The organism is Marinobacter mangrovi, from assembly GCF_016798325.1.
GTDB lineage: Bacteria > Pseudomonadota > Gammaproteobacteria > Pseudomonadales > Oleiphilaceae > Marinobacter_A > Marinobacter_A mangrovi.
This window is the reverse complement of sequence record NZ_JAERVO010000003.1, coordinates 278,649-290,496: the sequence shown is the minus strand read 5'-3', so window position 1 is coordinate 290,496 and position 11,848 is coordinate 278,649. Positions and strand designations below refer to the sequence as shown.

The 11,848-nt window shown below is 62.6% G+C and carries 9 protein-coding genes; 4 read left to right on the top strand and 5 right to left on the bottom strand.

The genetic code is table 11. The annotated features are described in order from the left end of the window. Positions 1–4: 4 nt before the first annotated feature. Positions 5–1,261 (top strand): EAL domain-containing protein, encoded by a 1,257-nt coding sequence (locus JL474_RS10975; protein WP_203142105.1) that lies wholly within the window; start codon positions 5–7, stop codon positions 1,259–1,261. 5 nt (positions 1,262–1,266) lie between these two features. On the opposite strand, the gene JL474_RS10970 is transcribed toward JL474_RS10975, so the two are convergent. From JL474_RS10970 to JL474_RS10960, 3 genes are read right to left on the bottom strand one after another with little or no spacing between them, the layout of a single operon-like run. Beyond that, complete coding sequence (locus JL474_RS10970) at positions 1,267–4,416, bottom strand: efflux RND transporter permease subunit (protein WP_203142104.1); 3,150 nt, start codon at positions 4,414–4,416, stop codon at positions 1,267–1,269. Between the two features lie 10 nt (positions 4,417–4,426). After that, the gene (locus JL474_RS10965) at positions 4,427–5,524 is read right to left on the bottom strand and encodes an efflux RND transporter periplasmic adaptor subunit (RefSeq protein WP_203142103.1); all 1,098 of its coding nucleotides are present in this window, start codon (positions 5,522–5,524) and stop codon (positions 4,427–4,429) included. A gap of 54 nt (positions 5,525–5,578) precedes the next feature. Continuing rightward, the gene (locus JL474_RS10960) at positions 5,579–6,091 is read right to left on the bottom strand and encodes a DUF3833 domain-containing protein (protein WP_236012193.1); all 513 of its coding nucleotides are present in this window, start codon (positions 6,089–6,091) and stop codon (positions 5,579–5,581) included. Between the two features lie 377 nt (positions 6,092–6,468). Between JL474_RS10960 and JL474_RS10955 the strand changes: the two genes are divergently transcribed. The 3 genes from JL474_RS10955 to JL474_RS10945 all read left to right on the top strand — a co-directional run bounded on the left by JL474_RS10955 (position 6,469) and on the right by JL474_RS10945 (position 9,917). Further along, on the top strand, positions 6,469–8,289 hold the full coding sequence (locus JL474_RS10955; RefSeq protein ID WP_203142101.1) for an acyl-CoA dehydrogenase C-terminal domain-containing protein: 1,821 nt from the start codon (positions 6,469–6,471) through the stop codon (positions 8,287–8,289). A gap of 442 nt (positions 8,290–8,731) precedes the next feature. Next, positions 8,732–9,376 carry a YajG family lipoprotein gene (locus JL474_RS10950; protein ID WP_203142100.1) on the top strand — a complete coding sequence of 215 codons (645 nt, stop codon included), beginning with the start codon at positions 8,732–8,734 and terminating at the stop codon, positions 9,374–9,376. 4 nt (positions 9,377–9,380) lie between these two features. Next, positions 9,381–9,917 (top strand): hypothetical protein, encoded by a 537-nt coding sequence (locus JL474_RS10945; RefSeq protein WP_203142099.1) that lies wholly within the window; start codon positions 9,381–9,383, stop codon positions 9,915–9,917. 183 nt (positions 9,918–10,100) lie between these two features. On the opposite strand, the gene JL474_RS10940 is transcribed toward JL474_RS10945, so the two are convergent. Together JL474_RS10940 and JL474_RS10935 are read right to left on the bottom strand one after the other, a co-directional pair. Next, positions 10,101–10,853, bottom strand: coding sequence for a substrate-binding periplasmic protein (locus JL474_RS10940; RefSeq protein ID WP_203142098.1), 753 nt, complete (start codon positions 10,851–10,853; stop codon positions 10,101–10,103). 200 nt (positions 10,854–11,053) lie between these two features. Beyond that, on the bottom strand, positions 11,054–11,815 hold the full coding sequence (locus tag JL474_RS10935) for a substrate-binding periplasmic protein (RefSeq protein WP_203142097.1): 762 nt from the start codon (positions 11,813–11,815) through the stop codon (positions 11,054–11,056). Positions 11,816–11,848 lie beyond the last annotated feature (33 nt).

The following is an 11,848-nucleotide window of genomic DNA, read 5'->3' as shown; positions in this document are numbered from 1 at the left end:
CCCCATGCCGAACATCGCATCTTTCAACAGAGCCCAACGTGGACGCCGCCCCCATCGGCTTGCGGACATTGAGTTCAGCTCAGCGTTCCAGCCCATCTTCAGTCCGACCCATCAACGGTTGGTGGGCTACGAGGCGCTGATGCGGGGTCGCTACGACGAACAGCCGGTGTCGCCCCCTGAGGTGTTCAAGCTGGCCGAAAAGGCCGATGCCGTGGCCTCCCTCGACCGTCAGCTGCAGTCCCTTCACCTGCGGCAGTTCGCCCGCCATGCGCCATCCACCTGGCTGTTCCTGAACATCACGCCCACCACCTGCGTGCAACCGGCGCAAGCCATGGCCCATCTCGACCGCGTCTGCCAGAGCCAGGGGCTGCACCCGGAGCAGGTGGTGCTGGAGGTGGTGGAGACGGCCACCGACGATCAGGCCCGCTTGCTGGACTTTATCCACCTGGCCCGGGAACGGGGGTTCCAGATCGCCATCGACGACTTCGGCATCGGCGATTCCAACTTCGAGCGGGTGTGGCAGCTGGAGCCGCTGATCATCAAGATCGACCGCAGCCTGCTGGTGAACGCGGAGAGCCACCTCCGGGCGCGCCAGCTTCTCAATGGTCTGGTCAGCATGATTCGGGAAAGCGGCAGCCTGGTGCTGATCGAGGGCATCGAAACGCCCGCCCAGGCGCGGATTGCCCTGGCCACCGAGGCGGATCTGTTGCAGGGGTTCCTGTTCGGCCGCCCGGAGGTGCTGGGCAAGCCAAGAAACGCGCCGGAACTGGACTTTAGCCGCCACCTGGCCAGCTATCGCCAGCACAGCCAGCGCAACAGCGACCAGCACGGCGATTATCTGCGTCAATTGCGGGCGTCACTGCTGGATGCCTGCCACGGATTGTCCCACGGCGGAGACCTGGCGGAAGCATGCGGACGACTGCTGGCCCAGGACGGCGTGCAACGCTGTTTCCTGCTGGACCAGGCGGGCATCCAGCAGGGTGGGTTGGCGAGCAAGAATCACGTGCGCCGAGACGTCTATTTCAACCCGCTCTACCAGTCCAGCGGTGCCTGCTGGTCCCATCGAGACTATTTCCGCCAGGCCCTGGAACACCCCCACCGCATCAACGTCTGTCGCCCCTACGTGGCCCTGCCCGACGCCATACGCACCGTGACCCTATCGGCCTGCATCTCACGCGGCGGCGGCACCCAGGTGTTCTGCGTCGACATCCATCCGGACGCCCTGTTTGACGGTCAGCTGGCCTTCCCCGACAGCCTCTGACGCGCTCAGGCCTTATCCCGGCGCGGGGCTTCGGCGCCACCGGCCACCGCACCGGAGCGGCCCAGTCGGTTGAGTTCGTCCTGCAGCTCCCGATCCACCGTATTGGCGGATTTGGCGAAGCGGGCAATCAGGCTGTAGAGCACCGGGATGATGAACAGCATCAGCGTGGTGGCGAAGATCAGGCCACCCAGCACCACCACACCGATGGCCGCCCGACTCTCGGCCCCGGCTCCGGTGGCAATCACCAGGGGAACGGCCCCGAAAATCGTGGAAATGGTCGTCATCAGCACCGGGCGGAAGCGCAGGATCGCGCCTTCCACGATGGCGTCGTGGACACTGTAGCCTTCATCCCGCAACTGGTTGGCAAATTCCACGATCAGGATGCCATTTTTCGCCATCAGCCCTAATAGCATGATGATCCCGATCTGACTGTAGATGTTCAGGCTGATCCCCGAGAGGGCCAGTGCAATCAGCGCGCCGGTCACGGCCAGGGGCACCGACAGCATGATGATCAGCGGATGGATCCAGCTTTCGAACTGGGCCGCCAGCACCAGGAAGACGATGACGAACGCCAGGATGAAGGTGACGTAGATGGCGTTGGACGAGTCCACAAACTCCCGGCTCAACCCCTTGTAGCTGATGCGGGCTTCCGGCGGCAGGTTATTCACAGCCAGCTGGTTCATATAGCCCAGCGCCGAGCCCAGGTCATACCCCGGCGCCAGGGAGCCGCTGATCACCACCGCCGGCAATCGGTCGATGCGCCGCAGGTCGGGGTTGGCCCCGATCTCCTGCAGGTTCACCAGCGCACCGAGCGGGATCAGGTCACCGCCGGCCCGGGGCCGCAGGAAGATGTTGCTCAGGTCGGTGGGCGTGGCCCGGTCGGCATCGGCGGCCTGCAGGATCACGTCGTATTCGCGACCGCGATCCAGGTAGGTGGTCACCTGCCGCGAGGCCAGCATGGTCTGCAGGGTGGAGCCCACGTCCTGCACGGTCACGTCCAGGTCCGCCGCCCGCTCCCGGTCCAGCGTCACCCGCAGCTCCGGCCGGGTCAGTTCGAAATCCGTTTCCAGGTTCTGCAGGTTGGGATTCTCCTTGGCCCGTTCCAGGATTTCCTCGCTCCAGCGCTGCACCGTGTCGTAATCCGGCCCGCCGATGACAAACTCGATCGGCTGATTGAAGCCCCGCTGACCCAGACCGGGCGGATTCACGGCCACGGACCGCACACCGGGTACCTCTTTCAGCTTGGGTCCGATTTCAGCCGTCAGCGCCTGCTGTTTGATGTCTCGCTGATCCCAGGGGGTCAGGCCCATGATCAGAAAGGCGTTGTCCGCTTCATCGCGAAAGCCGGTGATGGACAGCAGCCGGTCCGCCGCGCCCTCGTCGATGTAGGGCAGCAGGCGCTGCTCGATCTGCTTCACCTGCTGATCGGTGTATTCCACCGTCGACCCCCGCGGCGCCTTGGTGGGCATGATGATAACGCCCCGGTCCTCGGTCGGTGCCAGCTCCTGCGGCAGGCTGGGGAAGATCACCGCCGACAGCAGGATACCCGCCAAGCCCAACCCCAGCAGCAGGCCGGGTTGGCGCAGCGAAAAGCGCAGCAGCCGTTCGTAGCCCCGGTTCAATCCGCCGAATACCTTCTCCGACGCCGCCCAAAGGCGGTGGCCCTCGGCACTGACCGGGCTGTGCTTGAGCCACTTGGAACAGAGCATGGGGGTCAGGGTCAGCGCCACGATGCTGGAGACGATCACCGCGCTGGCAAGGGTAAAGCCGAATTCGCTGAACAGGCGCCCGATGTTGCCGCCCATGAAAGAGATGGGCACAAACACCGCCACCAACGTCAGCGTCGTGGCGATGACGGCGAAAGCGACCTGCCGGGCACCGAAGTAAGCGGCCACTAACGGCGGTTCCCCGAGATCAATGCGGCGCTGGATGTTCTCCAGCATGACGATGGCATCGTCCACCACCAGGCCGATCGCCAGGATGATCGCCAGCAGCGTCAGGACGTTAATGGAAAAGCCCATGATCCCCAGCCCGATAAAGGCACCGATCACGGCGACCGGGATGGTCACCGCCGGAATCAGGGTCGCGCGCCAGGAGCGCAGGAACAGGAAGATCACCAGGATCACCAGCGCAATGGCAATGCCCAGGGTGAACATCACCTCCTTGATGGAGGCGCGGATGAAGATGGATTCGTCGTAACTCTGGCGAATACTGACTTCCGGCGGCAGGGTCTCGCGGATTTTCTCCATCTCGGCCCGCACCCGATCCGATACGGCCACGGTATTGGCCTTGGACTGGCGGATGATGCCCATGCCGATTGCGGTGCGACCGTTGGCCCGCAGTCGGCTGGTGTCCGATTCCACGCCCATCACCACATTGGCCACCTCACCCAGGCGCAGCAGGTCGTTGCCGTCCCGGCGGATCACCATATTGCGGAATTCGCTCACGGTGGATAAACGCCCCTCGGCCCGCACGGTGAAATCCCGGGTGTTGGATTCGATCGAGCCCGCCGGCAGTTCCACGTTATTGGCCCGCAGGGCCGCTTCCACCTCCGCCACGGTAATGTTGCGCGAAGCCAGTTTCTCCCGGTCGAGCCAGACGCGGATGGCGTAGCGGCGCTCCCCGCCGATGCGCACGTCCGCCACACCGTCGAGGACGGACAACCGGTCCACCAGCACCCGTTCGGCAAAGTCGGTAAGCTGGGCGGAATCCCATTCGTCACTCTGCAGGGTCACCCACATCATCGGCCGGGCGTCGGAATCCGCCTTGCGGATAACCGGCGCGTCGGCCTCTTCCGGCAGTTCGTCTACCACCCGGGCCACCGCATCACGCACGTCGTTGGCGGCGACATCGATGTCCCGCGAGGTGGTGAACTCAATGGAGGTGCGGGATTCCCCCTGCTCGGTACTGGACTCGATCGAACGGATCCCCTCAACGCCGCTGATGGCGCCCTCGATCACCTGGGTGATCTGGGTATCGACCACTTCCGCGGCAGCCCCGGTGTAGTCGGTGGAAATGGAGACTTCGGGCGGGTCGATGTCCGGGTACTCGCGCACCGGCAGACCCCGCAATGCCGCCAGGCCGAAGACCAGGATCAGCAAGCTGATGACCGTCGCAAAAACCGGCCGTTTGATGGAGACGTCGGACAGGATCATGGATGGCTACTCATCCTTCCCGTCGGTCGGGCCAGTCGCCGCCGATCAGGTTGGCGCCGCCTTCCAGCACGTCCAGGGCATCGCCGCTGCTGAGCCGGTCCTGTCCGGTGATCACCACGGCGTCGTCCTCGGCCAGGCCGCTGATGACCTCGACCCGGCCCGGCGATCGGGTGCCCAGTTTGAGGATCTGGCGTCGCGCCGTGCCGTCCACCGCTGTAAACACATACTGGGTGTCGCCGCGGGTCATGATCGCCTGCTCGGGAATCACCAGCGCGCGCCGGGTGTCCAGCGTCAACGACACCGCCATGAACAGGCCCGGCCGCAGCAGGCCGTCGGGGTTGCTGATCAGCGCCTTGACCGGCAGCGCGCGACTCAGCGGATTGAGGCGGGAATCCAGCTCCGCCAGGCGACCGTCGAAGGACTTGCCCTGATAGGCCGCGGTGCTGGACTGCAGGGGCTGGCCCAGACTGATCTGGCCCAGGTAACGCTCGGGGATGGAAAACGCGAGTTCCATCGGATCCACCGCATCTAGGGTCGCGATGCTGTCACCCGCTTCCAGGTAGGCGCCCACGCTGATGTTGCGCAGACCAACCACGCCGGCAAACGGCGCTTCGATGCGGTGATTCTCCAGCCGCACTTCCGCCGCCGCCTTCTGGGCTTCGGCCACGCTCAGGGCGGTGCGCAGCTCATCCACCTGGGACTGGGAGATGCTGTTGTTGGACTGCAACCGCGACGCCCGGTTGAACTTGGTGCGGGCGTCCTGCAGCTGGGCCTGGGCCACCTGCAAATCGGCCCGGGCCTGACGATCGTCCAGCTGCACCAGCAACTGCCCCTTGCGGACCGGTTTGCCCGGGTCGAAGTTCAGCTCTACGATGCGGCCACTGACCTCGGCGGTGATCATGATGTCCTCGCGGGCCTGGAGCGTGCCCACCGCCTCCACCACGTCCTGCACTTCCGCCATGCGCGGATGGACCACGTTGACCTTAGTGGCCGGCCGGGGCTGGTCCATCGCGGTTGCCGCCTTCTGTTGCTGCATCCACATGAAACCGCCGGTCGCCCCACCGGCCAGAATCAGCACCAGCAGGGCCATCGCCACCTGCTTCCCCATGGTTCTCTCCATGCCCTGATCGGGGTCGGTGCCCCGCGTTGTCGAAATCGTCGGCTACTGGCTACTTGCCGGCTCGCGGCGAATCACCAGGACCAGTTCCCCCACTTTGACGCCCCACTTACTCATCCGCGTCTGGTTGATGACGGTGTCGTCCGTCACCGCGTACATCCAGTCATCCAGGCGCACGTCGATGGTGTCGTCGTCATAGGGCACCCGCAGCACGTAATTCATGTGAATCGCATTGCCCTGCCACTGCATCAGCCCCGGCTCCACCACATCGCCGGCGGTCGCTCGATAGCCACCCTCCACCGGCGTCAACGTCCAGGTGCGGGTCTGGATTTCGCCGTCATCAAACCGGAAGGTCTCATCCAGCGTGCCCACGCCCTGCCCGTTCCAGCTGGCCTGGATGTCCGCATCGAAGGTGCGGATCACCTCGCCGCCGAAATCCTTGACGATGCCTCGGGCCGACAGGGTGCCGTCGAAGAACGTGCGCGGCTCCAGGGTCGGCGTGCGATCGCTGTAATCGGTCAGGGACGGACCGGCGCACCCCGCCAGGATAACTCCCATCAAAATTACGCCGATCAGACCCGGGAGGCTACTGCGGGAACGCAACTTCCACCTACTTTGCATGATCTTCCTACCTGTTGTCGGTTAAAACGGGTTACCAGGCTCATACGCCCCGTCGCCACAGACGGACCAGCGCGCAGAAGTTGTCATTCAAGGCCAAGAGATTGAGGTCAACGATTGGCCGCCATGCCCCACATGACCCGGAGGCGGCGGCTCCTGACACCCTTCCGTCATTTCAGCCAATTGGCTAATCCGACAGACCCCCAGGCGCTTTTCGTCAATGGCAGCCTCTGGCGATTGTCGTACAACGTGCAGCAACTGCCGGTCATCCTGACCGTGCCGAGCTTTCGAGCTGTACCGATTCCAGAGGTGATGCTATGCCGACGTACAAGGCGCCCTTGCGCGACATGAAGTTTCTGCTCAACGACGTGTTCGACTACCCGAAGCACTACGCGTCCCTGAAGGCGGGTGAGAACGCCACGCCGGATATTGTCGACGCCATCCTGTCCGAGTGCGGCAAATTCTGTGAGGAAGTCTTGAGCCCGCTGTACCAGAGCGGCGACGAGGAAGGCTGCAAGCTGGAGGACGGCAACGTCACCACGCCCAGCGGCTATAAGGAAGCCTACCAGCAGTACATGATGGGCGGCTGGCAGGGTCTGTCCGCGCCGGAAGAACTGGGTGGCCAGGGCCTGCCCGCATCCATGGGTCTGCTCAAACAGGAAATGATGGGCACCGCCAACTGGCCGTTCAGCATGTACCCGGGTCTCTCCCTGGGCGCGATGAACACCATCCAGTTGCACGGCAGCGACGAGCAAAAGGAAACCTACCTGGTGCCGCTGACCGAAGGCCGCTGGGGCGGCACCATGTGCCTCACCGAGCCCCAGTGCGGTACCGACCTGGGCCAGGTGAAGACCAAAGCTGAGCCCCAGGCCGACGGCTCCTACAAGGTTACCGGCACCAAAATCTTCATCTCCTCCGGCGACCACGACCTGACCGAAAACATCGTCCATGTGGTCCTGGCCCGCCTGCCGGACGCGCCGAAAGGTACCCGGGGCATTTCCCTGTTCATCGTGCCCAAGTTCCTGCCGGACGCCAACGGCGGTGTGGGCGAGCGCAACGGCGTCACCTGCGGCAGTCTCGAGAAGAAGATGGGGATCAAGGCGTCGGCCACCTGCGTGATGAACTTCGACGAGGCCAAAGGCTTCCTGATCGGTCCGGAAAACGAAGGCCTGAACTGCATGTTCACCTTCATGAACACCGCCCGCATCGGCACCGCCATCCAGGGCGTCGGTCCGGCCGAGCTGTCCTATCAATGGGCGCTTGAGTACGCCAAAGAGCGGCGCTCCATGCGCGCGTTGTCCGGCAAGAAGGAACCGGACCAGGTGGCGGACAGCCTGATCCACCACGCCGACGTGCGGCGCATGCTGCTCACCCAGAAGGCCATCGCCGAGGGCGGCCGCGCCATGCTCTATTACTCGGCGCGCCTGGCCGACCATATGGTCGAGGGTCACCTGGAAGGGGACGAGAAAAAGGCCGAGACCTACGACGACAAGCTCGGCTTCCTGACCCCGATCCTCAAGGGGTTCCTGACGGAGATGGGCTACGAGGCGGCCAACCTGGGCGTGCAGGTCTTCGGTGGCCACGGTTACATTCGCGAGCACGGCATGGAACAGATCGTGCGCGACACCAAGATAGCCACGCTGTACGAGGGCACCACCGGCATCCAGGCCCTCGACCTGCTGGGCCGCAAGGTGATGCTGATGACCCAGGGCGGCGCCGTGCGCGAATTCACGCTGCGCATCTCCAACTTCGCGCGCAAGCACGTCACTAACAAGAAGCTGCGCCCCTACGCCTGGGAACTGCTGAAGCTGGCCGCCCAGTGGAACGTGCTGACGGTGCGTCTGATGCTCAACGCCCGCAAGGACCGGGACATGATCAGCGCCGCCGCCCACGACTTCCTGATGTTCAGCGGCTACGTCACCATGGCGTACATGTGGGCCCGCATGGCGGTCGTGGCGGCGGACAAGCTGGAGAACGGCGGCGAGGAATCCGAGGCCTTCTACGAGGCCAAGCTGGCCACCGCGGAGTTCTACTACGACCGTCTGCTGCCGAGAGCGCAGGCCCATGCCACCAGCATGCTCTCGCCCACCCGCAACCTGATGCAGCTGGATGCCGAGCACATGGCCTTTACCGACTGATTTATCGGCTCTTCAGGCCTTTTGATCCCGGCTTCGGCCGGGATTTTTCGTTGTGAAATAGAGAGGTGAAACCTGTTCCTGCGACCGCCGGCTCACTCCGCCCTTTTAGCCCACCTGCCTGGAGCGCCCTCTGCGGTGGTTCGACCGACGCACTCCGGTTATCCACAGCCAGCGTTCGCCCCCTCGAATAAAGCCAGGGTGGTCAGCCCCTCCCCACGCGCGCACCCCGTCCTTCCCTGCTATGCTCGAAAATGTGACCGGTGGTCACGATGGACATCGGCGAATCGCCATAATGATCCTGTAGTGATGTTGACGAGGGCTTTGCCACACCAGCCCCTCATACAGTGCCGAGAGGGATTGGCAGTGACCCGGCAGGCCGGCACAACGCAAATCACAGGATCGGTTTGGCCGGTCCGTTACCGTGCATGTAGGGATACAGACCATGACCAGACTCCGCTCTGTCGCAGCCGCATTAGTGACTCTCTGGGCAACCATTGCCCTGGTCGGCTGTGCATCCTCTCCGCCTCCATCCACCACATCCGTCACCCAGAAAAAAACCGAAGCTCATCCCGAGGGCCACTACGAGGACCTCATCACCCTGGCCGTCACGGCCAACCAGGACTACCGGGTCACCATCGAGCGCACCCTGGCGGAAAAATTGATCGATCGGGGGTTTCAGGTCTCTCGCCTGGCCGACGATGACCTGCCCTGGGGGGATGTGGATAAGTTGACGGCCACCGTCACAGACCTGGCGTCCCGGGCGGGGGCCGACGGTATCCTGGTGACCACGTTGGTGCGCAAGGACGAAGAAAAGAACTACGTGCCCACCCAGGTGATCCAGAAACCGATGGTGGTGGGCGTCGGCGCCCATGCCCAGACCTACATGGATACCACGGTGGCGCCGGGCTACTATGAGGATCGCAAGGTTTATGTGCTCAAGACCACGCTGTTCGACGTACAGAGCGGTAAAGCGGTCTGGGAACTCTACTCCAACACCGTCAACCCGGGCTCCCTGCAGCAGGCCGCCCGGGACTATGCCGTAGCGGTGGCGGAAGTCCTCAACCAAGATATCAGTCACAGCGAGTGAACCGATGATCAACCTGCGTAACGGCGTTCTTTCAATGCTGGCTGCCGGCACCCTGGCCGGCTGTTCCAGCCAGTCCCTGACCCTGGGCAGCAACGATCCCTGTACCGATCTGAAAGCGGTGGTGGCGGATTACCCCAGCGGCTTCTCCGATTTTCGTGGCAAAGCCAATCAATTCAACCTGCTCACGATCTATGCCGCCAAGCGGGAGCTCATCGAAGGCCATTGCGAAATCTGGGCCTGGAACCAGGCCGATGCCGCCTATGTGTGTACCGCCAACGCGCCTAACGTCGAAGTGGCCGACGCCCGCTGGGAGAAAGCCGATCGCGCGGTGAGTCAGTGCCTGGGAGACAGCTGGCAGCGCCAGGAGCAGGCACGTACCCGTGACGAAGACGCCGCCGGTCACCTGGTGCGCTACACCCGCGATGGGACGCCAGCGGTCATTTCCATCCACAGCATTATCCGCAAAGGCGGCCCACGGGATCGCCTCTCCACCAGCCTCTACGTCGGCAGTCCCGCCCGGGTTAATGAACTGACGCAATAAGTCAGTCTCTAAGCTTGGCGCAGCTTGTGGAAAAGTGAAGCAAACCCGCCCCTATAAAGGCGTTCATAGGGTTATCCACAGGGCCAATCGACCGGTTGCGTGCCGTAACCGACACCTCAACGCACACACAAAAAAGGCACCCGAATCGCCCCGGGTGCCTTTATCAACTATAGAGTCGGCTGATCAGAGACCGTACTTGTCCTCGATGGCCTCGTACATGCCGTTCTCGTGAATCTTCTTCAGCCCTTCCTTCATCTTTTCGACGACCGCGTCCGGCGTGGATTTGTTGATCGCCAGGTACAGGTCGGTCTTGTTGAAGGAGTACACCGGCTTCAGATCCTCCACATCCTGCTGGGATGCGAAGTAGGGGCCGGCCAGGCGGTCGGCAATCCACAGGTCGATCTGGCCCAGCTCGAGGCGTTTCGGGTTCAGGTCGTCGCTGTCCAGCTGGGACACGGTGTAACCACGCTTGAGCAGGTACTCGGTCATGACGTCACCCCGGTAGCCGCCGATGGTTTTGCCTTTGGCGTCTTCCAGGCTGTCCATCTTGATGTTGCTGTCGGCGCGGGCAAAGATCGTCCACAAGTTATGGGTGAGTGGTCCGACCCACTTGAACAGGGGCGCACGATCCTCGGTGTAGGTGGTGCAGAAAATACCGTGGTTCTTCTTCTCCAGGACGCGGTTATAGCCATAGTCCCAGTTCCGCAGCTTCATACGGTATTTCAGATCCGTCTGGGCCATCAGGGCCTTGACCATTTCGGCACAAATACCGTCGATGTCCTCACGCTTATGCTCGAAAGCACGACCCGAGGCGCTCATGTTATAGGGAGGGAAGTTCTCGGTGTAGAAATACAGCTTGTCGGGATCTGCCGCCTGGACGCCGGCGGATGACACCAGAGTCAGGGCGAACAGGCACAGGGCGAGCACGTTGCGCATCGGGGAACCTCTCCGTCGATTGTGTTTTTTGGCGAACCGCTCCCGGTCCGTCCGGATTATAAATCGGCGGAAAGTCTACCTTACTCTGGGGTTGCTCTTCGTTGGTTACGCTGTTCGTTTTTGTAAAGCAAACAGAAAATAACCCGCTGAATCAATAAGTGAATTCCGTTTCACGAATGAACCAGCAGGCAGTGCCGTCGCTACAGCCCGTACTTGTCTTCGATGGCCTGGTACATGCCGTTCTCGTGGATGGCTTTCAGGCCGTCCTGCAATTTCTGGACGACGGCATCGGAGGTGTCCGGATTCATCGCCAGGTAGAGTTCCGTCTTGTTGAAGGAATAGGCCGGAATGAGCCCCTCCACATCCTGCTGGGAGGCCACGTACGGACCCGCCAGACGGTCTCCGATCCAGACATCGATCTGCCCCAGCTCCAGGCGCTTGGGATTCAGGTCGTCGCTGTCCAGCTGCGACACTTTGAAGCCGTGCTTTTCCAGGTAGACGGTTTTGACGTCGTTGCGGTAGCCGCCAATGGTCAGACCGCGAATGTCGTCCAGACGGTTGATCTTCAGCTTCGAATTGGCCGCGGTGAAAATGGTCCACAGGTTGTTGGTCAGCGGTCCAACCCACTTGAACAGCGGTTTGCGGTCATCGGTGAGGGTGGTGCAGAACAGGCCGTGATTCTTGTGGTCGAGCACCCGCTTGTAGCCGTAGTCCCAGGTTCTCAGCTTCATGCGGTAATCCAGGTCGGTGTGCGCCATGATCGCCTTGACCATTTCGGTACACAGGCCGTCGATATGGTCCCGATCGTGCTCGAAGGCCCGTCCGGACCCACTCATGTTGTAGGGCGGGAAATTTTCAGTGTAGAGGTACAGCTTGACCGGATCCTTGTCGGCGGCCTGCAGGCCGGCCATTGGCAGGACCAGGGAAAGCAGTAGCGAGCAGAAAGCGAGTATCTTGCCCATGACGTGGTTCTCCAGGGTGCATCACATTCACAA